Raw genomic sequence first — 23,539 nt, 5'->3', positions numbered from 1 at the left:
TAGCCGAACGCTCCACCGGCCAGCGTCGCGCGCCTCACTAGCGCCCGCGGAACAGGCCACCCAGGACGCCCCGCGTGATCTGACGCCCCATTTGCGTGCCGAGCTGACGTGCGAGGGATTTTCCGAACGTTTTCGCAACGCTGTCCGAGCGGGAGCGGCTGCCGCCGGTCTTCACCGATCCGGGGCTGTAGCGACGCCCGCTGTTATATTCACGTGAGGTCGGCGCGCTGTGACTGCCGCGATAGGATCGGTCGGGGGCGGGTGCCTCGACTGGCTCCTCCTCCGCCTCGACAGCGGACTCGGCGCGTTTTCTCAGGATCTCGAACGCGCTTTCCCGGTCGAGCGCCACATCGTATTTCGCCCCCAACGCCGAGGCGGCCATAACGCCCCCGCGTTCCGCATCGGTGATCGGTCCCATGCGTGAGGATGGTGGCCGGATCAGCGTGCGTTCGGCAATGCCGGGCACGCCCTTCTTTTGCAGATAGCTGGTGACGGCCTCACCTATGCCGACCTCGCGGATGGCATCCTCCGTATCGAAGCGGGGATTGGGGCGGAACGTTTCGGCGGCGGCGCGCAGGCCCTTTTGATCGCGCGGGGTGTAGGCGCGCAGGGCGTGCTGCACGCGGTTGCCCAGCTGACCCAGGATGTCAGGCGGTATGTCATCGGGGTTCTGCGTCACGAACCAGACGCCGACCCCTTTGGACCGGATCAGACGGGCCACCTGCTCAACCTTGTCTATCAGCGCGTCCGGCGCATCGTCGAACAGCAGGTGCGCCTCGTCGAAGAAGAACACGAAACGCGGCTTGTCGGGATCGCCTACCTCGGGCAATTGCTCGAACAGCTCACTGAGCAACCACAGAAGGAAGGTCGCGTAAAGCCCCGGTGCCTGCATCAACCTGTCTGCGGCCAGCACGTTGATCCGCCCGCGACCGTCCGCGTCGAGCGCGATCATGTCATCGAGGTTGAGCGCGGGTTCCCCGAACAGCAACGCGCCGCCCTGATTTTCCAGCACCAGCAACCGGCGCTGAATGGTCCCGACCGAGGCGCGAGAGACATTGCCGTAGCGCAAGCTAAGCTCGGACCCATTTTCCCCCACCCACACCAGAAGCGCCTGTAAATCCTTCAGATCCAGCAGGGCCAGCCCCTGTTCGTCCGCGACGCGGAACGCGATGTTGAGGACCCCCTCCTGCGCCTCGCTCAGCTCCAGCAAGCGGGCCAGCAGCAACGGCCCCATCTCCGCGACGGTGGTGCGCACGGGATGGCCTTTCTCACCGAACATGTCCCAGAACGTGACCGGAAAGGCCGCATACTCGTATGGGTCGAGGCCGATGGTGCCTGCGCGTTCCATCAGATTGGCGTGCATGGGCGACGACGCCGATCCGGGCTGGCACAAACCGGCCAGATCGCCCTTCACGTCGGACAGGAAAACCGGTACGCCCGCAGCCGAAAACCCCTCGGCCAGAATCTGCAACGTCACCGTCTTTCCCGTACCTGTGGCCCCCGCGATCAGGCCATGGCGGTTGGCGTATTTCAGTTTCAGCAGTTGCGCCTGATCCTGTGCCGGACCACCGCCGCCGGTAAAAATACTGTCGTTCATCATGCTCTCCTGCCGCTGCGGTGTCGGGACAGATTACAGGTTCGGGCCGCTCAGGCCATTGCCAAATCGCGTCGCACAGCTTCGTTACAGGGTTTGCGTACACGGCCTATTGACGGGTTCGCATTCATTACGTAGCGTTCATTCATGGCAACGGTACGCCCAGTCTGACAGGGATATAACCGCGAAACGCGGATGTGGAAAAGGGCACCCGATCGGGTGTCCTTTTTTCGTTCTGGACTAGGTGTATCCTACGGCAATGGCATCGCGTTGACAGCGCATGGCTAAGCTGACAGGTCTTTGCGGCGACAGCCTGTCCGGTGGGCGCACGCGGCGTATATCGGTCGGCACGATTGGCCATAGGCCTGAGTGATAATTGGTTTGACATAAAACGGGGTCCGACATGACTTTTCGCGCCATCGCTATAACAGCACTTCTGTGCTCCCTGGGCACAGGCACCTTCGCCCAGGACGGCCCGACCACCGGCTTTTCCGCACCAGCGCCTGCGCCTGCGCCCGCTCCGGCCCCCGCGCCACAGCCTGAGCCGGAACCGGAAGCCCCGGCGACCCCCGCGGTGGAGCGGACGGGCGGCGTTCCCGATACGGTGGTGAACCAGTTCAACGATTGGGAACTGCGTTGCGTGGGCGATACGGATGAATGCATCCTGTTCCAGATCGCGAACAACGATCTGGGTCGGCCTGCTGCCGAATTCTCGCTGCTCAAGCTGGCAGCCGGCTCCCCCGCTGCTGCCGGGATTACGGCTGTGTTCCCGCTGGGCGTCATCCTGCCCGAGGGCGTGGTGTTTCGCGTCGATCAGGGTCGTGCCCAGCAATTCCAGTACAGCTTTTGCGTCGAAAGCGGCTGCGTCGCACGGTTCGGCCTGAACCAGGGTCAGGTGGACGCGATGAAGGCCGGCAACAACCTGACGCTGACCGTGTCCGCGATCAACGTACAGGAAAACCCGATCGAGCTGACGATCAGTCTGGCGGGCTTCACCGCCGCCTACGAGGCACTGCAATAGAAGCCGATAACGATCATTCGGGGGAAAGGGGCGCTGCGGCGTCCCTTTTTCGTTCAGACCCGCTGCAAGGCCAGAACCGCGTTCAATCCGCCAAAGGCAAAGGCGTTGCTCAACACCAGTGAGACATCGGCATCGCGCGCCTCGTTCGGCACCACGTCCAGATCGCAATCCGGGTCCGGCAGCTCATATCCGATGGTCGGCGCGATGACCCCCTCACGCAGGGCCATGATGCAGGCCAACAGCTCCACCGCGCCGGTGCCGCCGATCAGATGACCGTGCATCGACTTGGTGGCGGAGATCATCAATTCGTCCGCGTGAGCGCCGAAAACTTCACGCACCGCCGCACATTCAGAGCGGTCATTCGCAGCCGTTCCTGTGCCGTGCGCATTGATATAGCCCACCTTCGAAGCATCCGCCCCCGCCGAGCGCAGGGCGCCGCGCATGGCGCGCACGGCCCCCTCGCGGCTGGGCATCACGATGTCCGAGGCGTCCGAGCTCATCGCGAAGCCCGTGACCTCGGCCAAGATCTCGGCCCCGCGCGCGCGGGCATGCTCGTATTCCTCGAAGACGAAGACCGCCGCCCCCTCACCCTGCACCATGCCGTTGCGGTTCTTCGAGAAGGGGCGGCAGGCGTCACGCGACATGACGCGCAGCCCCTCCCACGCCTTGATCCCGCCGAAGACCAGCATGGATTCCGATCCACCCGTCAACATCGCGTCGGCATTGCCCAGCTTGATCGTCTCGAACGCCTGTCCCATCGCATGGTTGGACGACGCACAGGCGGTGGACACGGTATAGGTCGGTCCCTTCAACCCGTAGGTCATCGAGATATGGGAGGCAGCGGCATTGTTCATCAACCGGGGAATGACGAAGGGATGAACGCGGTTCTTCCCCTCCTCATACACCGTACGGTAATTCTCATCTATGGTTTGAAGCCCGCCACCGGAATTGCCCATGACAACACCGGTTCGCGGGGCCAGTGCGTCGTCGATCTTAAGCCCTGACTGGGCCATGGCCTCGGCGGCCGCGATCAGGGCGAACTGGGTGTTGGGATCGTAGAGCGACAGCTGCTGACGGCTGAACCGCGTGGCCGGGTCGTAATCGCGCACCTGCCCGCCGATCTGGATCGACAGACGTTCCACGTCGCGGAAATGCAAGCGGCCGATGCCGTTGCGCCCCTCGCGCATCGCGGCGCAGGTTTCCCCCGCACTGTGGCCGAGCGCGTTGATCGCACCCTGCCCTGTTATGACGACACGGCGCATCCTAGGCCGGCTTTGCCGCGACCAGTTGCTTGACCGCGTTCACCATGCTCTGCACGTTCGAGATGTCGAACTGCGAGTCCTGCGGATCATTCGCGTTGAACGGAACCTGTACGTCGAATTCCTCTTCGATCGCGAACACCGCCTCCACCAGTCCCAGACTGTCGATCCCCAGATCGTCCAGCGTTGCATCCATGCTGACCTCCGAAGGGTCCAGAACGGCTTGCTCCGCGATGATCGCGCGCATCTTTTCGGTAACTTCATCGGACATCGGTCGGCCCTCGTTGCGTCGGTTCGGGTCTTAGCTTTTGTTTTCGGTGTTTGAAACCAATTTGTGAAGCGCGTTCAGTTTCTCGGACATCATCGGCAGGCGACGCATAGCCTTGAACATCTTCATGAACGTTTCCTGCTTCAACGCGGGATAGCCCATGACGACAGTGCGTTCGGGAACCCGTGTGGTCACGCCCGAGCCTGCCAGCGCGATGGAATCGTCCCCGATGCTGATATGATCCGCGACACCGACACGCCCGCCCAGAACGACCCGTTTGCCGATCTTCGTCGAACCGGCGATGCCGACCTGCGCGCATAACAGCGTCGTATCGTCCACCTGCACGTTGTGACCGATCATCACATGCGCATCGACCTTAACCCCGTTGCCGATGCGCGTGTCCGAAACGGTGCCCTTGTCGATGACCGAGCAGGAGCCGACCTCCACATCGTCGCCGATCACGACCGACCCGAGGGAGTTGATCCTTTCGTGCCGGTCCGGTTTCATCGAGGCGCTGATCGTGCCGGCGGCCATGTAATCCTCAACCGCGCTGGGCTGGGCCGTGACGAAGGAGAAACCGTCGCCGCCGATCACCGCGTTCATCTGGCCGATGAAACGATCCCCGATGCGCACCTCGCTGCCGATGCGGCAACCCGCCATCAGACACGCATCCTCGCCTATCGTTACATCGTCACCGACGGTAACCTGCGGATCAATGCGCCCCCCGGCACCGATGCGCGTGCGGGCCCCGATCACGGCCAGCGCGCCGACGGTCACGTCCGGGGCAAGCTGGGCGGTCGGATCGACGATGGCGCTGGGATGTATCCCGTCCCGCGCGGGTTTGCGCTCGAACAGGCGTGAGAGACCGGCCATCGCGTAGCGTGGTCTGCTGACCAGAACGGCCGCAGTCAGGCCCAGGGCCTGCCAGTCGGTGCCCTCACGCAGAACCGCCATGCGCACGGGACTGTCGGCAAGCTGCGCCACGAACGCATCATCCATCGCCAGGGCCAGATCATCGGCTCCGGCCTCATCCGGCTGACGCGGGCGAACCGGTCGCAGGGTGATATCCCCAACGGCCTCTGCGCCGATCTGCTCGGCAATCTTTTCTATCGTAAGGTCCATCGTCCGCACTCCATTTCAGCACTGATATAAAGTGCGAACGACGATGATGAAAGGCGTGGCTGGCCTGCGTGCGGCCAGTCGCGGCGGCCGGACGCAGGGTCAGCGGGGAAATCAGCCCTGCGCCATGCCCACCCGGACACCCAGTTCCTGCAAGGCATCCAGCACCAGTGCATCGCGACCATAGATATCGTCGCGATACTGAACCTGCCCGCTGTCGTCGATCCAGACCGTGCGATAGTCGATATGTACCGCGGGGCGGCTGTTCAGATTGACCGTCGTTTCCCGACCCGTCGCGCGATGACGCTCAAACTCCGCCAAGGGATCGCTGGCCTGCGGGCTCAGCAACATTTCGGCCAGACCTGTGGGGTCCGCGACGCGAACGCAGCCGTGGCTAAAGGCCCGCGCATCCCGAGCAAACAGACTGCGGGAAGGCGTATCGTGCAGATAGATCGCGAACTGGTTGGGGAACATGAACTTCACATTGCCCAGCGAGTTGCCCGGCCCGGGCTGTTGGCGCACCCACCACGGAAAATAGCTCTGCGAGAAGTTATCCCAGTTGATGAGCGAGGTATCTGGCGGGGTCCACACACCGGTTCCGTCATCTATCAGCGTCATGTTGTTTTCGTTCAGATAGTTCGGGTTGCGCCGCAGCGCCGGCAGGATCTCCTCCGTCGCGATGGAGCGCGGAACCGTCCAGGTCGGATTGACCACCATATGCGTCATGGTGTCCGAGAATTCGACGGTCTGGTGCTTGGGCAGTCCGATGACGACGCGGGTGGTGAACAGCTCCTCGCCCCCCTCGCGCAGGAACATGCGGTAGTCGGGCAGATTGACGTAGATCTGCTTTTCCTCCAGATCCCAGTTGGTCCAGCGAATGCGTTCCAGATTGACCATGACCTGCTGCAAACGATCACCCGCAGTCGTGTTGAGCGCGGCGAGCGTTTTCGGGCCGACGACACCATCGTCGTTCAGGCCGTGGCGGATCTGAAATGCCTTCAGCGCGGCGACCGTTGCCTCATCCATCAGGTTAGATGACTGGGCAGAGCCGGAAACAGTCTCAGCCCCTGCGGGCAGTGGCTGCGCATCCAGCGGTGTATCGTCGAACGCATCGGGATCCGCAGCGCGAGCGGTGACCCGTCCTTCCTCTATATCACCCAGCGCCGCAAGCCTGGCACGGATCGCCGGAACGCGGCTGTCCCTCTCACCCGGACCGACGGACGGGCCAGACGGTATATCGGCGGCACCCCAGCCCCCGTTGGCGACGACCTGCTCCAGATCAGCCCGCAGTTCCAGCAAGGGGGCATAATCGGGGTGGTCAGGTGACAGGTTGACAATATGACGTATCGGATCGGCGGACGCGGCCAGATCGGACAGCAGATCGCGCGCCTCGATTTCCGGGGGAAACACATGCATGTCCGCGCTCAATCGTGTCGGCACGACCACACCGGCGAGCCGGGATTTGCCCAGAGCGACGAATGCATTCGCAAAGGCAAGCTCCCCCTCCGCCGTCAGTTGACCATCCAGGGCAGCCGCGACGTGGCGGCTCAACGGTTGCATCCGCTCCACCCATTCGGGCAGCGCATGGGCCCGCTGCTGATCCAGCGCGTCGATCACGCCGCGCGCCAATTCGGCGTCATTCGCCATGAACAGCGGCTGATAGTCCCGTCCGGCATAGAACGCGGCCACATCCTGCGGCGCCTCGGCCTGCATCAGATCGGCCAGTTCCTGCCATGCCGGCGCCGCGGAAACAGCCGCGTCCAGAGGGTCACTTTCCAGATTCGATTGTGCGAAGACGCCGCCTCCCGCCACGAGTGCGAGCATGGAAACCGCGCCGAAAATCGATGAGTTGCTAAATTGGTACACTGCATATGTCCTTTGACACAGTTTTCGGTCACCACATTTCCGGCGGAACTTTGCCGATCAATACGTGGTGACCATCCTCAACTGGCGAATTACCGCCGAAACTTTGCCGAGCCCTCCTCACACTCCGTAAAATACGGAACAAATGCGAACGAACTACGGCGCCTGTGACTCTGTATAACGCAAAACTTCCAAATTCGTTGCTGCACAACTGCCACTTGGTCGAAAAAAAGCCCTGTGGCATAACATTCTCAAGCGGCCACGGGCACCACCGAAGGCCGCAACCACTGGGACAGACTAAGGATTTTGATTATGACCGAGACGAGTATCGTTTCCCGACGTAATGTACTGGGTGGTCTTGTCGGCCTGAGTGCAATTGCCGCGGCTCCCTCCTTCGCCGGTACTCCCGGTGTTTTGACCGGGGCCGGCGACATCCGCAGCATCAAGATTTACAACCCCCGCACGGGTGAGCGTCTCGACAGCGTTTACTGGGTCGAGGGTGAGTACATTCCGCAGGTTCTGGACGAAATCAACTTCCTGTTCCGCGACTGGCGCCGCAATGAATTGCGTGCCGTCGATGTGCGGACCATCGACATCATGGCCGCCGCATCGCGCATGATGGACACGACGGAACCTTACCAGCTGATGTCCGGCTATCGCAGCCCTGAGACAAACAACGCCCTGCGTGCCACGACGCGCGGTGTCGCGCGCAATTCCTACCACATGCGGGCCATGGCGGCGGATCTTCGCCTCTCCACCCGGTCGGTTCAGAACATGTATCAGGCTGGTGTTGCCTGTAATGCCGGTGGCGTCGGGCGCTATTCCCGCTCCAACTTCGTGCACTTCGATTGCGGCCCGGTCAGAACCTGGCGCGGCTAATACCAGAAAATTTACTGCACTTGAAAAGGGCCTCGCCACCACGGCGAGGCCTTTTCGTATTCAGTCCCGTTCAATGTGGGTCAGCACGTTCAGCAGATAGCCCGCCGGATCGCGCAGGAAGAAGCGGCGCACGCCCCAATCCTCGACCACCGGCCCGTAGGTGATCTCCGCTCCCACAGATCGGGCCCGCGCCAATGTGGCATCCAGATCGTCCACCTCGATCGAGATATCGGGGGCGGGATTGCCCGATCCCCCGGCGGAGGCCAGCCCCAGTTGCACGGATTGACGCGCCGGGGCCGCGACAAAGCGGATCCAGCCCAGATCCATCATGACGTTGAGATCGAAGACGGCCCTGTAGAAATCGGACAGCGCCGGCGGATCGCCATGGATATGGGGAACGATCCGCAGCACCGCCATGTCAGGGCCGGATCGTTCCGTCGCCGGTGACGAGGTATTTGAAGCTGGTCAGCTGCTCCGCCCCGACCGGGCCGCGTGCGTGGAGCTTGCCTGTCGCGATGCCGATCTCCGCCCCCATGCCGAACTCGCCCCCATCCGCGAATTGCGTCGAGGCGTTCCGCATCAGAATGGCACTGTCCAGCCGTTGGAAGAACCGCTCCGCCACGGCGTCATCCTCGGTTATCACTGCATCCGTGTGGTTCGAGCCGTAGGTGCGGATATGCGCGATTGCGCCATCCACCCCGTCCACCACCTTCGCCGCGATAATCATGTCGAGGAATTCGGTGCCGAAATCGCTGCCCTGCGCGGGCGTGACGCCGGAAATCTTCGCGATGTCCGCATCGCCCCTGACCTCCACCCCGGCATCCAGCAGGTCGCGGATGATCGCCTCGTGCCGGTCCAGGAACGCGCGATCAACCAGCAACGTCTCGGCCGAGCCGCAGATGCCGGTGCGCCGGGTCTTGGCGTTCAGCACGACGGCACGGGCCTTTTCCAGATCGGCAGCGGCATCGACGTAAACGTGGCATATCCCTTCGAGATGGGCAAAAACCGGCACCCGCGCATCCGCCTGCACACGCGCGACCAGCCCCTTGCCGCCGCGCGGAACGATCACGTCGATATGGTCGGTCATCGTCAGCATCTGCCCCACCGCCGCGCGGTCGCGGGTGGGGACCAGTTGTATCGCCGTTTCGGGCAAGCCCGCGGCCCGCAACCCCGCGATCAGGCAGCCGTGGATCGCAGTGGAGGAATGGAAGCTCTCGGACCCGCCGCGCAAAATCACCGCGTTGCCGGCCTTCAGGCACAAGGCCCCAGCATCCGCTGTCACGTTGGGGCGGCTTTCGTAGATGACGCCGATCACGCCGATCGGTGTGCGCACTCTGCGGATGTTCAGGCCGGAGGGCATGTCCCATTCCGCGATCACCGCGCCCACGGGATCATCCTGCGCCGCAATGGCGCGCAAACCGGCGGAGATGCCCGCGATTCGCGCCGCGTTCAGCTCCAGGCGGTCCAGCATCGCGGCAGACAGGCCCTTGTCGCGCCCGAACGCCATATCCTCGGCATTGGCGGCGATGATCGCCTCTACCGACGCGTCCACGGAAGCGGCGGCGGCGTTAAGCGCATGGCGTTTGCTTTCGGCTGGCGCAAAGGCCAGCTCCGCCGCTGCCATCCGTGCCGCCTCGCCTATCGCGGCCATCATGCCGCGCACATCCATGTCGTTCATCGCCCTGTCCGCGCTCAGTTTCGACGCGCCGTGAAATACGGCTCGTATACCGTTCCTTCTATGAGGCGCGAAAATTCGTAGCGCAAGACCCGTACCGCCCGCACGGCGGCGGCGTTCGTCGCAAAACGGTCGGGAACGAAGGCGATCCACACCTGATCGAAGTCATGCGCACCCGCCAGCCCACCACGATACATCGCGATCAGATCCGCGCTGGGTGTGATCCCCAACAGCTCACACCTACGGATTTCGCTCATCTCGGGCGAGCGGGTCAGCAGGACGATATCCGGCGTTTCCTGCGAAACCGCGCAAAGGTCGTGCATTGCGGCGCGTTCCCCCCTGCTCTGAACCACCACATGCGCAACCCTCGCCCGATCCGCGAGGAGATCCGGCATCGTCTGCGGTTGCGCGAACATCGAGTTTTCCAGCGGGACCAGAACATCGCTTCCCGCAACGACGATCTGCCCCCGGCCGGGCCGATCCGCAGCGACCCCAAGGGCGCTGCAGCTTGTCAGGACGAACAGAAAGAGTAGCGGGAGCAGGCGCATGGGCGAAACCGGGGTGAATACGTGGTGTGTATTCGTATCATGCGAGGACGCGAAACCGCGCGCCGAAATCCGGCAACAGATTGTAAATCAATCCACAATACAGCCCGTGGGTGAGCGGTCAGACGCGCCCACAGCCGGTGCTTGCACCGTCGCGCCGATGCTAGATCGCCATATCGTCGCGATGCACGACATATGCGCGCCCCGGATAGCCCAGAACCGATTCGATTTCAGCGCTTTGCCGCCCGACGATACGTTTGAGCTCAACGCTGTCATATCCGGCCAGCGCCCGGGCCACGGTTTCCCCGCGTGGGCCGGTGATATCCACCGGATCGCCCCGGCTGAAGCTGCCCTCGACGCGAACCACACCGGCTGGCAACAGGGAGCGCCCCTGCACCAGCGCGGTGGCCGCGCCGGTATCTATGCGCACCGTGCCGCGCGGACGCATTGCCGCGATCCACAGCTTTCGCGCCTTGGCAGGGTCATCCGTCGGAACGAACCAGCTGGCCCGCGCCCCGTGAAGCAGGGCCGAGATCGGACGCATGGCGTCCCCCCGGCAAATCGCCAGCGTACAGCCCGCCTGCATCGCGGTTTCGGCGGCCAGAACCTTGGTGCGCATCCCGCCCTTGGCCCCGTCGGTTCCCGCCCCGCCGGCCATTGCCATGATCTCAGGCGTGATCCGCTCGATCAGCGGAATGTGTTGAGCGGTCTCGTCCTGTCGTGGGTTCGCGGTATACAGACCGTCCACATCCGACAGCAGGATCAGCGTATCCGCCCCGGCCAGCGACGCGACCTGAGCGGCCAGCCGGTCATTGTCGCCATAGCGGATTTCATCGGTGGCGACCGTGTCATTCTCGTTCACGATGGGCACGACACCCAGCCCCAGCAAGGTGCGCAACGTCGCGCGGCTGTTGAGGTATCGACGCCGATCCTCACTGTCCTCCAGCGTCATCAGAACCTGCGCCGTGGTGACGCCGTGGGGGCGCAGGCCCTCCTCATAGGCGCGCGCCAGACGGATCTGCCCGACCGCGGCTGCGGCCTGCGACTGTTCCAGCGGCAAAGCGCCCGATGACAGCTTCAGCACCCGCCGCCCAAGCGCGATCGAGCCGGAGGAGACGAGCAGCACCGACTTGCCCTGCCCCCGCAGCATCGCCACGTCTTCGAGCAAGCCTGACAGCCATTCCTGACGCAAGGCACCCGTCGTGGCATCGACCAGCAAAGCGGAGCCGATCTTGATGACGACCGTGCGCGCCGTGTCGATCCGTTCCGAGGCGTTCAGACCGGTCGCCAAGGTCCGTCCTCCTCACCCTCGGCAGCTTCGGCATTCGCCCTTGCAACGATCTGCGCCCGCAACGCGCGCAGAACCTCGGTCGTGCCCGATTGTGCAGCGCCGGACATGGTCAGAACCGGACCGTCGCAAACCTTGCGCAACTCGGCCAGTTGCATCTCCACCAATTCGTCGTCCAGCGCGTCGATCTTGTTCAGCACGGTGACGCGAGGCGTATCGGCCAGCCCGCCGCCATATTGCTCCAACTCGTTGATGATGGTGTGATAGGCCTCGGCCACATCGTCCTGCGTGCCGTCGATCAGATGCAGCAGCACGGCGCAGCGTTCGACATGGCCCAGAAACCGGTCTCCGATCCCCCTGCCCTCATGCGCGCCGGCGATCAGGCCGGGAATATCCGCGATGACGAACTCCGCCCCGTCCACGGCGACAACCCCCAGGTTCGGGTGCAGCGTGGTGAATGGATAGTCCGCAATCTTGGGCCGCGCGTTCGAGGTCGCGGCAAGGAACGTCGATTTTCCCGCATTGGGCAAACCCAGCAGACCGACATCCGCGATCAGCTTCAACCGCAGCCACAGAACACGCTCGATTTCGTCCTGGCCTGGATTGGCGCGACGGGGCGCCTGATTGGTCGAGGATTTGAAATGCAGGTTGCCGAACCCGCCATTGCCGCCCTTGGCCAGCAGAACCCGTTGGCCCACCTCGGTCAGATCGGCAATCACCGTTTCCTGATCGTCGTCGAGGATCTCCGTGCCGACGGGAACCCGCAGCACGATGTCGTCCCCATCCGCGCCGGTTTTCTGACGCCCCTCCCCAGGCCGCCCGTTCTGCGCAAAGAAATGCTGCTGATAGCGATAGTCGATCAGGGTGTTCAGACCCTCGACCGCCACTGCGATAACGTCGCCGCCGCGCCCGCCATTGCCGCCGTCAGGGCCGCCATACTCGATATATTTTTCGCGCCGGAACGAGATACACCCACGCCCCCCCGCGCCGGAACGCACGGTAACCTTGGCAAAATCGAGAAACTTCATGGGCGCACCCTCCGTCGAACAAGCCGTGCTGATACGCTAAGGTGCGCTGCGCCTCAAGGGGCAGCGCACGGCCTCATGCCCCGGTCCAGATTATCGGTCCAGGTTATAGGTCCAGACCGGATGTGTCGCGGCCCGGGCGACGGAATAGGCCTCCCCCTCACCCAGATAGTGAAAGCCAGCCGTCGTCAGAACCGCCGCTGAGGCATCGTTGTCCTGAAAGACCTGCGCCTTCAAGGCCCCGCCGCCATGGGCGAAGTGATGCGCGACGACAGCGGCCAAAGCCTCGCTGGCGAAGCCGGTGCGCCAGAAGGGCGGGCCGATCCAGTATCCGACCTCCCCGGTGTCGCTGAGGGATATGACGCCCAGAAATTCCTCACCGTCGATCTTGGTCGCATCCAGTGCCCATGCCTGCTCACCATTGTCGTCGCGTTGCGCGCGCTCGATGAACCCCTCGGCTGCGCCGGGCGGATACGGATGGGGAATACGGGTCGTCATCGTTGCCACCCGCGCATCCCCCGCATGAAGAGAGATCAGCCCAGCATCCGACGCGCGCAGCGGGCGCAGGGTCAGACGTTCTGTCTCGATCACGGGTACGGGCATCTGAAATCCTCGGCCTGTGGGGCGAATTGTGTGCATGGTCTGGGCACGTGCTGTGAAACGAGATCGGGGACCGGCGTTTCCGCCGATCCCCGTCATGTGAACTCGATAGGAAGGGCGGCTTATTCAGCGGCCTCCTGCGCGGGAAGCACGCTGATGAACGTACGACCCTTGAGACCCTTGTGGAAGGTCACGTTGCCTTCCTCCGTCGCGAACAATGTGTGATCGCGGCCCATGCCGACGTTCTGACCCGGCCACCACTTGGTGCCGCGCTGACGCACGATGATGTTGCCGGGGATGACCAGTTCGCCACCGAATTTCTTCACGCCGAGGCGGCGACCAGCGGAGTCGCGACCGTTACGCGAGGAACCGCCTGCTTTTTTATGTGCCATGCTATTGTCTCCTGCGTCCTGAAATTATTCGGCTGCCGCTTCGGCCGTCTCGGCCTCGGCTTTCTTGGGGGCTGCTTTCTTCTTCGCAGGCTTCTTGCCGTCTGCGAGGATGTCCACGATCCGGACCTTCGTCAGGTGCTGACGATGGCCGCGACGGCGCTGGGAGGAGTGCTTCCGCCGGCGCTTGACGAAGGAGATGACCTTGTCACCGCGGGTCTGCTCGACCACTTCCGCCATCACGGCTGCGCCGTCGATCATGGGTGCACCGACCGTGACGGTATCGCCACCGATCATGAGCACTTCTGCGAAGCGAATCTCGTCGCCCGCCTCACCGTCGAGCTTCTCGACCGTGAAAACATCGTCTTTGGCAACGCGGTACTGCTTGCCACCTGTCTTGATGACCGCGAACATGCTGGTCTTCCTTTTCATCTTCGCGCCCTGCGGTCCCCTGAACGGGAGTTGCGCGGAATTCCGCACCTCGGGCAGCGGCCCCTGGTGGAGCTCTCTACAAATATCGCGCAGGCATGTTTGCCCGCGAATGGCTCGTATGCTGCGAAGCCCCTGAAGTGTCAAGGCCGAATGAACCTCAGCCAGATCGGAATTCAGACCCGGCCACGACCATCGCTCCGTCAGCCGTGAGCAGGAAAGTTGTCGTTCCCGCCCTACTATCCCTTGCAGCGGAGTTTCCAAACCGCTAAGTCGTCGCCTCACGGAGAGGTGCCAGAGTGGTCGAATGGGGCGGTCTCGAAAACCGTTGAGCCTTCACGGGTTCCCAGGGTTCGAATCCCTGTCTCTCCGCCATTTTCTGCTACGGCCATTAAGTAATTGAAATGGTTGCCACTTCAGCGGCGTCGGAATTTTCAACCACACACGCCTACCACACACGTTAACCACATAGCGGGTTGAACCGCTCACACTCCGACTCGCACCGCTACGCGCAAGAACGACTAGGTGGGCAGGATGTGTGACATGGAGTAACGCGTTTGGCGCAGCTCATCGTTCTCGCTTGCAGCGGGTCTGCTAGGCTGAAATAGTTTCGCAAATGCTTTTAAGGGATAGCGACATGGCTGAATGCATCATCTGTGGCAGTCGGATCGGTTTTTGGGAAGGTGACGAACATCGCCGATGCAAGTCCTGCATCAAGAAAAACGTCTGGCCAGAAGACCACCCTAACTACTCTAAAGAGCAGGCAGAACGCGCTTCGATAATCGAGGAGCGACAGGAGGCGATAGAGGCGATCCTTCTGACAACGGAAACAGCCCCGAACCTACCCATCACAGAGCGAATCGAGATTGTCACTGCTGAGTGCGCCTTTGGCATGAACATCTTCAAAGATTTGTTCGCCGGGGTTCGGGATGTGATAGGCGGGCGCTCTGAGGCTGTGCAAAAGACCATGCGCGATGCTAGGCGAACTGCCCTTTACGAACTCAAAAAAGAAGCCCATGCTGTTGGGGCCAATGCCGTTGTAGGCGTGGATTTGGACTATGTTGAACTCAGTGTGGCAGCAAACATGGTGCTGTTAGTGGCGTCAGGAACCGCAGTTCGGATAAGTAAGAACACACGACAAACTGAGTAGGAAAGAGTTTTGACCAACACGACAGAAAGTTTGAAGCTATACAGCTACGACCTAAAAGAAATAAAGATCAAAGAACGCACTGAATATATATCCACTACGGTTAATATATCTCTCGCGCCTCCGCTTCAAAACCTCACCGGGCACGATATAGAAGTGACATTGCGACTTGCAAAGGATGAATCTCAGCCCATATCCGAAATACGTAGACAGATTGCCGGTGAAGTACCAAGAATCCTAAAAGAAGCCGCCGAACTCCTAGAGCGAAATCTCACTGAGAGCGGAGATAGTATCGAGTCGAAGGCAGGCTTAACTTAACAGCGCGACGGGCTCCACGAAGCAAAAACTAAAAGGCAACACTTTATGAGTATTAGAACCAAATTCTACGTAATTATCGCTTGCGCGACCCTTCTGCCACAAGGAGCTCTAGCACAGCGTGAAGATGCTATGACGCTAACGTACGATGGCCGCTTCCCACAGAACGAAGAATTATGCGGGCTGGCAATTGAAACGATTTCAAAATCCGTCATGCTCAATAGACAGAATGGCACACCCCTCTCCGAAGCTATGTCCCAAGCAAGGGAGACTGACGAATTGTTTGACTTCAATGATACTGTGAAAGACATGGTCTTGGCTGCATATGAATTCCCCACAATGAATTCGACGGAGGGGAAACTTGATGCTTCTGAGGATTTTGCCAATGTATGGGTGAATGCCTGCCATCGAGCTCAACGATAAATTTTCTCGAACCGTTAGGCGTGGAATTGACCAAAGTAATCCATGTGGCGTCATGACAACCTCTAATTCTCGGGAAAATTTCACGACATGATTCGCAAGTCATTAATCATCGTGGCGTTTCTGCCGCTGTCTGCTTGTTGGGAGAGTGAAAAATCCTGCTACGACAAACTAGACGAAAAGCTAGACTCCCTCTACCAAACCGCGCAAAGCATGAGCTCGACGCGAAATACCAACAGCATTGAAAGGGCAATTTTGTCCCAACAAATACGCTTGGCGTCTCTTTATAATGATGAGGATGTGAGTGTTTGTGATTTTTACCTTGACCAAATCACGTTACGTAGAAAATAACTCCTTCAAGACTGACAAGGAATGATTTCTGCTCTGATATGAACTGCAATCTGGGTGAAAGCATTGGGAAAAAATCGGGAATAGGCTTTTAAGTTATCTTGTAAAGTCATTATTTTTCCTCCGAGTTGCAGGGGGGCTGCCAGTTCAAAATCGGCCCGCCCTCTTATTCCCAAGGGGGACCCGTCACTTAGGCAGGGTCCTTCGCGTTTCAGAGCAAACCTCAGCCTATCCGTTCAAGATTCGGTGAACTGACATGCGGCTGATACCCATGTTCGCGGCAATCTTGTAGGTGGACAAGCCCTCTTCCCTCAGTTCCTTAACCCTGTCACGATCTATGCTAGGCTTCCTGCCCTTGTAGACCCCCTTCGACTTGGCCTTGGCGATCCCCTCTGCCTGACGCTTGCGGATGATATTCCGCTCAAATTCAGCGAACGCGCCCATCATGTGAAGTTGCAGCTTGGCAAAGGCATCATCCTTGTCAGCAGAGAAGGTCAGCCCCTCAGTCAGGAAGCGGATGGTAGCGCCCTTGTCGTTGACAGTCTGGATTATGTCCTGAAGGTCCCTCAGGTCGCGGGCAAGGCGATCAATTGAGTATACGGCAACCGTGTCGCCCTCTCGGATGTAGTCAAGCATGGCTTGCAGCGCTGGGCGATCCTTGGCGCTCTTGCCTGACAGCTTCTCTTCAAACACCTTCTCGACCTGGCCGAGGTCCTGACGGTCCAAGTTCTGATCCACGCTGCTAACGCGACGATAACCTACCAAAGCCATAGTACCCTCCAATCTGGTAACATTTGACTTTAGAGTAAGGTGATTCTAGTCACATTTGCAAGCATAAATACCCTATTGTGACTGCTCCGACAGTAACAGCCATCAGTAACCTTACCGTCTACTCTAAAGGGACGCGACAGAGGCAAGAGGGGGCAGGAAACTTGGGCGTTGCTACAGCTTGAGGTAGGGCATCTGATCGTGAGCAAGCCAGGCAGCCAAATCACCACTAACCGCAACGACACATGCAATATTTTAAGTCTCCCTTGACATTCGGCAGGAAGCCTGTCAAATTGCTGTAATGCGTTTGGATAGCATCGGAATTTTCCGAGTTCGCTCCGATGTATCATGGCGACATGCCAACCCGAACCCGCTCCGTAAGGTCGCGGGAATTTTTGTGTCAAACGCTTGGGCGCGACAGCGGCCAAGCTCCCATACATAATTGAACGGATAGCCCTGAGGCATGCGCCTCTCCGAAGGGCCGTCACCCATTGAAAGGACAAAATTTGAAAGACGAAAATCGAACCTACAAAACCTACTCGCACCAGTTTGGCAATGTAATCGAAGGGACCAGCAAAGTGTACTGCGACTTCGAGCCAGCAGACGCCACCACATACGAAGCCCTAGCTTTCTGGCTGAGAGAACTCGGTATCTTCCCTGATCGCCGAACATCCGAGAAAAAATTCATCTGGGCTTTGTCGGACTTCTGCATGGCATATATGTCCAGCATCGACGGGCGGGTGTTTTGGCCGAGCGCGAACGCGGAATTTACGGATAGCGCCTACGGCGGCACCTTTGTGAGGGAGTTAAAGAAGGCCCTTGAAGGTCAATACCTGCAAAAGGTTCAACCCTCATCCAAAAGGGACAGGCTCTGCGCCGTGTATAAAATTCGCATTCCCAACTTTGGCCACGCGCTCAAGTTCAAACCTCACGGCCTAAGCCCTGCCATTCAAGTGCGCAGCCCCAAGGTCCCTCGGGCGGGTCACTCCACGGGTGGACACAAACTTAGCCTCAAACGCTTCGATCAAGAGGAAGTCAGCAGGTTACATAATGAAGTGCGTCTCATTCGGGCTTGCATGGCAGCACACCCGCTAAACCACCCCACGGGAGCTACGTTCAGCACGATCACCCGCATATTTAACAATTCAGACCTTGAGCAAGGGGGCAGAAGCTACGGAAGCTATCAGAACCATTCAGAAAGCGTGAGACTATCCATGACCATTGACCTTGAACCTGTTTGCGAAATTGACCTGAAATCCTGCTACCTTGCTATCATTGCAGGAAAGCTAAGCAAACGGCTGCCTGATGATCCCTACTCAATCCTTCCATACGTCCAGAAGCATCAGGGAACAGACCGGTTTACAGAAGCGCGCAACCTCATGAAGCTGCTAGTATCAAAGCTTTTGTCCGTGGACGGGGAACCTACCTCCTTCCCAAAAGGCGAAAAGGTCAGAGGCGAAGATGGCAAGGTTAAAACACGAACGGTCAAGCAGAAGTATAACGTACCCAAGAAAGTGAGTGCTAAAAGCCTGTATGACGAAATTTACCAAACCTACCCATTCCTGAAAACATGTGACCTTGATGTATTCAAACTTATGAATATTGAAAGCAACATTATGACCGCAACCATTCTTCAGTTGGCCCTCGCGGATGTTCCCAGCTACCCTGTCCATGATTGTCTGATATGCAAGGTTTCTGATAAAGACGTTGTTCTAGAGGCCCTCAGGGAGAACTTAATTCACTACCTAGGAGCGGTTCCTGCCCTTGACATAACCTACCCAAACGGAACCTGTCAGATTTATAAGGCAGATTATCCAGATCACTATACTGACTATTCAGAAATAACTAATTACCCTGAGGAAGATGAAGATTACTCAGTAATAGATGATGAAGATTATCAGTTCCTAGAAGACTTAACAGACCAAGAATTAGGGGAGGGAAGGAAAGGTATAGAGGAAGAAAAGTATACTCCTGAGGTATGGCAATCCACCCAACATGCAAACGCAGGCTATCAGAACCAGCCAAAGTCGGGCAACCCCTAATCTCACGCGCAAAGCACGAGGAGAGGCCCTTCACTGGGCCTCCCTTCCTAATTCAATCCAGACCGATAAAATAGTCCCACATAGGGCTTACTCCACCTATCTCTCAGGCACCAACCACCCATTGCCATCTCCAATCAACTCGGCCCAGCGCCTTTGCCAATACGTCGAAGCTCACGCCACCAGAATATAGACCGTAGGTTATTGTACGGAATTCATGGCCAAGTATTCTTGCAGTTACGTTTTCAGCAACCCCTGCGGTTTCGAGTTGGGTAGCGACACCCTTCCTGAAGGAATGAAACACAAAGTCAGGGCCATAACCAAGGTCTGCCTTCAGCCTGCCAAACTGCTTTCCTACAGCATTGGAGCGGTCGTTATATTTATTGAAGGTCAAGCCGGATAATAGGTAGGCGTCTGTGCTATCTTTCTTGAGTTGTGCCACCAACGTTTTGATGTGGCTATGTATCGGAATTTCCCTGATCCCTGCGGAGGTTTTGGCGTCTTCAATCTTAAAGCGATCATCTGTCAGGTGTTCCAGCTTCAGAGAGCAAAGCTCCTCAATCCTTGCGCCAGTGTATGCCCCTAACTGAATTAGGGCTGAGAGCACCTCAGAGCGCCGCTGAGAGCCGTCTAGCAATTTTTGGTAGTCCCCCTTGCCAAAATGCTTTCTGCGCTTCCTTACGTCCTCTTTTGTCTTCTTTCGAGGGGCGCTGGGCACCACCTTGTCGAAGGGCTGGGGGGTGTCGAGTTTGTGGTGTCGCTCCAAGTATGCCCAGTAGCCCCTGCAAGCTGAAATGATCCTACGGCAGGTTGCGGCAGACAGTTTTTGTTCGGCCATAAGTTCATGGTCCACCCAGTCCATAACCTGCAAACGGGGCGCCTCATCAGCATAGGAGAATTTCTTGGCAAAGCGCCTTAGGTCGGCTGCTTTCATGTCTTTGGTTTTGGCAGTGCCCTCAGTCATGGCGATGTAATCATCTATGTACTGGTCGAGTTGGATGTAGTCACCGTGCACGACGCCAACAGCGTTCCGTAGGTCGTCGTCTTCAAATAATTCGGCGATTTCAGCTTGGCGATGCTTAATGTCATAAGCGTTCCATCCTTGGAGTTGAAGCTCCTCAGCCTGTGCCTGCAATGCAGTAATTGCGTCCTTCGTGGCGACGCCGTTTCGTTTTGCCTCAAAAATTGCCTTCCACGTTGACACAACACCCAAGACAAGCCGTTCGGCTTCGGTCAGGCTCTCTGTTTGTAGCGATCTGACCAGACGAGCCTTTCCACCAAAATGTGGCCTCAGTGATCGTGGTATCTCAAGAACAGCGTACCAGACACGACGACGCTTTTGCAGGTATTTCGCCACGACCATCTCCAACCAAACCACACACGATTACCACACACGTTTAGACTTCTATCGCCTTTATAATCAATAGAAAAAGACCATAAAAACGACTTGACGTCGAATCCCTGTCTCTCCGCCAATTTGCCTTGATTTCACAGGATCAATCGACGCTCAATCAATCCTATTTTTGAACTGCTCATGCGATTTTCAGGGCTTTGAGGAGCGTTTCCTTAGCCTAACGCGCGGGCGTTAGTCTCGTTGCCTCTGTTGACGCGCCATGGGGCGGCATTACAGTAGACCTTCAACCAAGTGACGTTGAAGACTTCCTGAATGATCGGGCGGAATGGTTCGCTAGGAAAAATGGTGCCTTCAAGTCGCAGTATCTTGATTGGCTAGCCACCTACGGCGAACCGCGCTGTGGCGCTAAGACTGCAAAAAGCGAACGCTGCAAGAATTCAGTCAGCGGCGGCATACAACGGCCCATCGACGTTTGGTTGCAAGAAGACGGCGGTTTTTGCCATGCGCATGGCGGCGCAACTAGCAAAGAAGCACATGGGAAGTAATCAACTCTTTGGTGCCCAATCGTCGTAATATGGCACGACACTGGTTCCAAATGTCGTAAACGTAAGAGTGTGGGGATGGCGGCGGAGTTGAGGCCATTCATCTCGCCACGCAGATTATAAGGGAGCAGCTTGTGGTTCCTTCGATATGGGTTGCAAAGAGTGCAGATGAGAGGGGGATTCAGCACTCCGTCTTGTATCATTCTCTGGATGTTGCTGCGGTGGCGGCTCTGCTGTCACATACGTCAGAGGCAAAAATATTCACCTTGTTTGCGGCCTTGCACGATGTCGGTAAGATCGGCGCCAGATTCCAGCTCATGCTCAGAGATGGTACACCTCAAAACTATCGGCACTGGGAAGTGACGGAGGCTCATCTGCACGCGAATGATGATCTACTCGCTGCAGCGATTGGTGGAACGCTCGAGACCCGCAGGGCGCTATATGCTGCATGTGCTGGGCATCACGGTCGACCGCCGACACTCACTCCACTGAAATCGGCGGAATGGCGCAGCATGGTGCGCAGCATCGGCTCGGATGCACAAATTGCCGCGCGCGAGTTCACAGAGATCCTGCTCGATTTGTTTCCTGTTGCGCAGATGACTGATTGTTACGATGCAAATGCAGCGAGTTGGCGCTTGCCTGGATTCATCGCGCTGGCAGACTGGATTGGCTCCAATACAGAATGGTTTCCCGCTGTTGATGCAGTCCACTCCGCGACCGATTATCTGGAAATTGCGCGTGAACGTGCTGAGGTTGCCGTGGCGGCTACAGGACTGGGCAGAGCTGAGGGAATTGGCTCGCCCAGTTTTGATTTCTCGCTAAGCCCACTTCAATTGGCGTGCACCCATACACCACTACCGGATACACCGACATTGGCCATTCTGGAGGATGAAACCGGCGCGGGGAAAACCGAAGCAGCGCTGATCCTCGCCGGTCGTATGTTGGCGCGGCGGCACGGACGCGGCATTTATTTCGCTCTACCTACTATGGCCACGGCCGATGCGATGTTTGCGCGATCAGAAGCGATCGTAAGACAGATGTTCGATGCTCCGCCTTCGCTCACCCTTGCACATGGTCGTGCGCAATTGTCCGAGACCTGGGCTGAGGTTCGTGGGCGTGAGGGTGGTGACGGGCCGGGTTGTTCGGCCTGGCTGGCCGATGATCGGCGCAAGGCACTGTTGGCTGACGTTGGCGTCAGTACGATAGATCAGGCCTTGCTTGCGATCCTCCCGACACGCCACTCCACCATGCGTCTGCATGGACTGTCCTCCAAGATATTGATCGTGGATGAAGCGCATGAAATGGCCGATCCTTACATGGGAGCGTTATTGGCCAAGTTGCTCTATGTGCACGCGCGTATGGGTGGTTCGGCGATCTTGCTGTCAGCAACTCTGCCGTTGAATCTGCGCGCGCAACTGGTCGGAGCGTTCGAAGCGGGAGCAGGACGTGAGACAACATCAGTTGAAGGTGAGCGCTATCCGGCCTTGGTCATTAACGGTCGTGCGAAGGGGATCGCACCGCGAACCGTCGCACGCGGGCCGGTACATGTTACACGCCTCGACAGCGCCGATACCACGCTCGACATGTTGGAAGCCAAGGCGCGCGCAGGTGCGGCCTGCGCATGGGTTCGCAATGCGGTGGATGACGCGATCGAGGCTTACGAGGTGCTCAAAGCGCGCGGAATCCCCTGTGACCTGCTGCATGCCCGCTTTGTACTGGCGGATCGCAAGTTGCATGAGGCAACGGCCCTGCGACGGTTCGGAAAACATCGTGAGGGCGGGGCTGGGCGTGTGCTGATCTCCACCCAAGTTATCGAAAGCTCCCTGGATCTGGACTTTGACGTTATGGTTTCGGATGTAGCGCCGATGGCATCCTTGATTCAGCGGGCGGGCCGGCTCTGGCGTCACATGGAGGAGCGCCCCTCCTCCTCCCGCGCGGTCGAGGGTCCATGCTTGCATGTTCTGGCCCCTGATCCGGACGTTGTGAAGTCATCGCAATGGTTGGGGGATGTACTCGGTGCCGGCGCGTTCGTGTACCCGGTGCCGTCGATCTGGCGCACGGCGCGAATCCTGTTCGACGCGGGTGAAATTCGGGCCCCACAGGGGCTGCGCGGTTTGATCGAACCGGTGCATGGCGCGGAGGCGATCCCCGTGCCAGAGGTTCTGGAGCAGGCGGAAATTGATCGCTTGGGGGCTGTGGGGGCGGAGCGTGGTCAGGGCCTGCGCAATGCCATTGATTGGGACGCCGGTTATCGTGCGATGGGCGCGTGCCACCCCGAAGCCGACTATCCCACACGATTGAGCGGCGAGACGCGCGATCTGCTGTTGCTGCGAAAAGGCGAACACGGATTAGAGCCCTTGCATGGTGATGGATCAATACGGGAGCTGCCGTTCGCACAGGTCTCCGCCTCGATGGCCAGGCTGAAGGGAATTGATCTGCCTATAGTTGAGGCTGACACTTTTACCCGCAATTGGCCGGGCTGGCTGATCGAAAGTTTGACGCTGTGTGTCGTCGAGGAGGACGGAATGATTGCACCGGGGTTGCGATATTCTGCGGAACGGGGTTTGATATTCACGTCCCCGAATTGAGATCAAACGGGGATGGTCCGACTAGGAAGAGTTCAATTCGCGCGGGCGTTTCACTGAAAATTTC

General features: G+C 59.0%; 22 protein-coding genes and 1 tRNA gene. 8 read left to right on the top strand and 15 right to left on the bottom strand.

The features are described 5' to 3' along the window. Positions 1-37 precede the first annotated feature (37 nt). The gene (locus tag H1S03_RS03650) at positions 38-1,597 is read right to left on the bottom strand and encodes a helicase HerA-like domain-containing protein (protein WP_185803209.1); all 1,560 of its coding nucleotides are present in this window, start codon (positions 1,595-1,597) and stop codon (positions 38-40) included. A gap of 400 nt (positions 1,598-1,997) precedes the next feature. On the opposite strand from H1S03_RS03650, the gene H1S03_RS03645 reads away from it, so the two are divergent. Continuing rightward, the gene (locus H1S03_RS03645; protein WP_185803208.1) at positions 1,998-2,615 is read left to right on the top strand and encodes an invasion associated locus B family protein; all 618 of its coding nucleotides are present in this window, start codon (positions 1,998-2,000) and stop codon (positions 2,613-2,615) included. Between the two features lie 53 nt (positions 2,616-2,668). On the opposite strand, the gene H1S03_RS03640 is transcribed toward H1S03_RS03645, so the two are convergent. The 4 genes from H1S03_RS03640 to H1S03_RS03625 all read right to left on the bottom strand — a co-directional run bounded on the left by H1S03_RS03640 (position 2,669) and on the right by H1S03_RS03625 (position 7,085). Further along, entirely contained in the window at positions 2,669-3,877 is a 1,209-nt protein-coding gene (locus H1S03_RS03640; protein WP_185803207.1) for a beta-ketoacyl-[acyl-carrier-protein] synthase family protein, read from the bottom strand. Between the two features lies 1 nt (position 3,878). Then, the gene (locus H1S03_RS03635) at positions 3,879-4,145 is read right to left on the bottom strand and encodes an acyl carrier protein (RefSeq protein ID WP_166192220.1); all 267 of its coding nucleotides are present in this window, start codon (positions 4,143-4,145) and stop codon (positions 3,879-3,881) included. 30 nt (positions 4,146-4,175) lie between these two features. Further along, the gene (gene lpxD, locus H1S03_RS03630; protein WP_185803206.1) at positions 4,176-5,264 is read right to left on the bottom strand and encodes a UDP-3-O-(3-hydroxymyristoyl)glucosamine N-acyltransferase; all 1,089 of its coding nucleotides are present in this window, start codon (positions 5,262-5,264) and stop codon (positions 4,176-4,178) included. A 111-nt stretch (positions 5,265-5,375) separates the two neighbouring features. Then, positions 5,376-7,085 carry a L,D-transpeptidase family protein gene (locus H1S03_RS03625; RefSeq protein WP_185803205.1) on the bottom strand — a complete coding sequence of 570 codons (1,710 nt, stop codon included), beginning with the start codon at positions 7,083-7,085 and terminating at the stop codon, positions 5,376-5,378. Positions 7,086-7,436: 351 nt separating this feature from the next. On the opposite strand from H1S03_RS03625, the gene mepK reads away from it, so the two are divergent. After that, positions 7,437-8,003 (top strand): peptidoglycan L,D-endopeptidase MepK, encoded by a 567-nt coding sequence (gene mepK, locus H1S03_RS03620; RefSeq protein ID WP_166192229.1) that lies wholly within the window; start codon positions 7,437-7,439, stop codon positions 8,001-8,003. Positions 8,004-8,063: 60 nt separating this feature from the next. On the opposite strand, the gene H1S03_RS03615 is transcribed toward mepK, so the two are convergent. From H1S03_RS03615 to rplU, 8 genes are all read right to left on the bottom strand, one after another. Then, positions 8,064-8,420: a VOC family protein gene (locus H1S03_RS03615; protein ID WP_185803204.1), complete on the bottom strand. Its 357-nt coding sequence runs from the start codon at positions 8,418-8,420 to the stop codon at positions 8,064-8,066. A 1-nt stretch (position 8,421) separates the two neighbouring features. Beyond that, positions 8,422-9,681, bottom strand: a complete 1,260-nt coding sequence (locus H1S03_RS03610; RefSeq protein ID WP_185803203.1) for a glutamate-5-semialdehyde dehydrogenase — start codon at positions 9,679-9,681, stop codon at positions 8,422-8,424. A gap of 14 nt (positions 9,682-9,695) precedes the next feature. Further along, a complete protein-coding gene (locus tag H1S03_RS03605; protein WP_185803202.1) occupies positions 9,696-10,226 on the bottom strand; it encodes a hypothetical protein in 531 nt (176 codons plus the stop codon). Between the two features lie 160 nt (positions 10,227-10,386). Continuing rightward, positions 10,387-11,484 (bottom strand): glutamate 5-kinase, encoded by a 1,098-nt coding sequence (proB, locus tag H1S03_RS03600; protein WP_430700873.1) that lies wholly within the window; start codon positions 11,482-11,484, stop codon positions 10,387-10,389. Between the two features lie 14 nt (positions 11,485-11,498). Further along, positions 11,499-12,539, bottom strand: coding sequence for a GTPase ObgE (gene obgE / locus H1S03_RS03595; protein ID WP_185803200.1), 1,041 nt, complete (start codon positions 12,537-12,539; stop codon positions 11,499-11,501). A 90-nt stretch (positions 12,540-12,629) separates the two neighbouring features. After that, the gene (locus H1S03_RS03590) at positions 12,630-13,139 is read right to left on the bottom strand and encodes a GNAT family N-acetyltransferase (RefSeq protein ID WP_185803199.1); all 510 of its coding nucleotides are present in this window, start codon (positions 13,137-13,139) and stop codon (positions 12,630-12,632) included. Positions 13,140-13,258: 119 nt separating this feature from the next. Continuing rightward, positions 13,259-13,528: a 50S ribosomal protein L27 gene (rpmA, locus tag H1S03_RS03585; RefSeq protein WP_166192250.1), complete on the bottom strand. Its 270-nt coding sequence runs from the start codon at positions 13,526-13,528 to the stop codon at positions 13,259-13,261. 24 nt (positions 13,529-13,552) lie between these two features. Then, on the bottom strand, positions 13,553-13,939 hold the full coding sequence (gene rplU, locus H1S03_RS03580; protein ID WP_166192254.1) for a 50S ribosomal protein L21: 387 nt from the start codon (positions 13,937-13,939) through the stop codon (positions 13,553-13,555). Positions 13,940-14,239: 300 nt separating this feature from the next. Between rplU and H1S03_RS03575 the strand changes: the two genes are divergently transcribed. The 4 genes from H1S03_RS03575 (at position 14,240) to H1S03_RS03565 (ending at position 15,839) form a co-directional block, all read left to right on the top strand. After that, positions 14,240-14,329 (top strand) — tRNA-Ser (locus tag H1S03_RS03575). 262 nt (positions 14,330-14,591) lie between these two features. Further along, positions 14,592-15,104: a YbjQ family protein gene (locus H1S03_RS03570; protein ID WP_185803198.1), complete on the top strand. Its 513-nt coding sequence runs from the start codon at positions 14,592-14,594 to the stop codon at positions 15,102-15,104. Between the two features lie 9 nt (positions 15,105-15,113). After that, positions 15,114-15,419, top strand: coding sequence for a hypothetical protein (locus tag H1S03_RS17335; protein WP_221892582.1), 306 nt, complete (start codon positions 15,114-15,116; stop codon positions 15,417-15,419). A gap of 45 nt (positions 15,420-15,464) precedes the next feature. After that, complete coding sequence (locus H1S03_RS03565) at positions 15,465-15,839, top strand: hypothetical protein (protein WP_185803197.1); 375 nt, start codon at positions 15,465-15,467, stop codon at positions 15,837-15,839. A gap of 573 nt (positions 15,840-16,412) precedes the next feature. Here the strand turns inward: H1S03_RS03565 and H1S03_RS03560 are convergent. Beyond that, positions 16,413-16,955 (bottom strand): recombinase family protein, encoded by a 543-nt coding sequence (locus tag H1S03_RS03560; RefSeq protein WP_185803196.1) that lies wholly within the window; start codon positions 16,953-16,955, stop codon positions 16,413-16,415. A 503-nt stretch (positions 16,956-17,458) separates the two neighbouring features. On the opposite strand from H1S03_RS03560, the gene H1S03_RS03555 reads away from it, so the two are divergent. Then, positions 17,459-18,994: a hypothetical protein gene (locus tag H1S03_RS03555; protein WP_185803195.1), complete on the top strand. Its 1,536-nt coding sequence runs from the start codon at positions 17,459-17,461 to the stop codon at positions 18,992-18,994. A 103-nt stretch (positions 18,995-19,097) separates the two neighbouring features. Here H1S03_RS03555 and H1S03_RS17705 read toward each other — a convergent pair whose 3' ends face one another. Beyond that, a complete protein-coding gene (locus H1S03_RS17705; RefSeq protein WP_185803194.1) occupies positions 19,098-20,348 on the bottom strand; it encodes a tyrosine-type recombinase/integrase in 1,251 nt (416 codons plus the stop codon). Positions 20,349-21,021: 673 nt separating this feature from the next. On the opposite strand from H1S03_RS17705, the gene cas3 reads away from it, so the two are divergent. Beyond that, a complete protein-coding gene (cas3, locus tag H1S03_RS03545) occupies positions 21,022-23,475 on the top strand; it encodes a CRISPR-associated helicase Cas3' (protein ID WP_347339201.1) in 2,454 nt (817 codons plus the stop codon). The last annotated feature ends 64 nt before the right edge of the window (positions 23,476-23,539 follow it).

The organism is Pontivivens nitratireducens (assembly GCF_014235845.1).
Classification (GTDB): domain Bacteria; phylum Pseudomonadota; class Alphaproteobacteria; order Rhodobacterales; family Rhodobacteraceae; genus Pontivivens; species Pontivivens nitratireducens.
Note: the sequence above shows the minus strand (reverse complement) of the source record. Positions and strands in the feature narration are given on the sequence as shown.

Coding starts and splice junctions, on each gene's coding strand:
- lpxD (WP_185803206.1), bottom strand. CDS start 5,264: ATGGACCTTACGATAGAAAAGATTGCCGAGCAGATCGGCGCAGAGGCC.
- H1S03_RS03645 (WP_185803208.1), top strand. CDS start 1,998: ATGACTTTTCGCGCCATCGCTATAACAGCACTTCTGTGCTCCCTGGGC.
- rpmA (WP_166192250.1), bottom strand. CDS start 13,528: ATGGCACATAAAAAAGCAGGCGGTTCCTCGCGTAACGGTCGCGACTCC.
- H1S03_RS03615 (WP_185803204.1), bottom strand. CDS start 8,420: ATGGCGGTGCTGCGGATCGTTCCCCATATCCATGGCGATCCGCCGGCG.
- H1S03_RS03605 (WP_185803202.1), bottom strand. CDS start 10,226: ATGCGCCTGCTCCCGCTACTCTTTCTGTTCGTCCTGACAAGCTGCAGC.
- rplU (WP_166192254.1), bottom strand. CDS start 13,939: ATGTTCGCGGTCATCAAGACAGGTGGCAAGCAGTACCGCGTTGCCAAA.
- H1S03_RS03610 (WP_185803203.1), bottom strand. CDS start 9,681: ATGAACGACATGGATGTGCGCGGCATGATGGCCGCGATAGGCGAGGCG.
- H1S03_RS03565 (WP_185803197.1), top strand. CDS start 15,465: ATGAGTATTAGAACCAAATTCTACGTAATTATCGCTTGCGCGACCCTT.
- mepK (WP_166192229.1), top strand. CDS start 7,437: ATGACCGAGACGAGTATCGTTTCCCGACGTAATGTACTGGGTGGTCTT.
- H1S03_RS03590 (WP_185803199.1), bottom strand. CDS start 13,139: ATGCCCGTACCCGTGATCGAGACAGAACGTCTGACCCTGCGCCCGCTG.
- H1S03_RS03640 (WP_185803207.1), bottom strand. CDS start 3,877: ATGCGCCGTGTCGTCATAACAGGGCAGGGTGCGATCAACGCGCTCGGC.
- H1S03_RS03635 (WP_166192220.1), bottom strand. CDS start 4,145: ATGTCCGATGAAGTTACCGAAAAGATGCGCGCGATCATCGCGGAGCAA.
- H1S03_RS03560 (WP_185803196.1), bottom strand. CDS start 16,955: ATGGCTTTGGTAGGTTATCGTCGCGTTAGCAGCGTGGATCAGAACTTG.
- H1S03_RS03650 (WP_185803209.1), bottom strand. CDS start 1,597: ATGAACGACAGTATTTTTACCGGCGGCGGTGGTCCGGCACAGGATCAG.
- H1S03_RS03570 (WP_185803198.1), top strand. CDS start 14,592: ATGGCTGAATGCATCATCTGTGGCAGTCGGATCGGTTTTTGGGAAGGT.
- obgE (WP_185803200.1), bottom strand. CDS start 12,539: ATGAAGTTTCTCGATTTTGCCAAGGTTACCGTGCGTTCCGGCGCGGGG.
- H1S03_RS03625 (WP_185803205.1), bottom strand. CDS start 7,085: ATGCTCGCACTCGTGGCGGGAGGCGGCGTCTTCGCACAATCGAATCTG.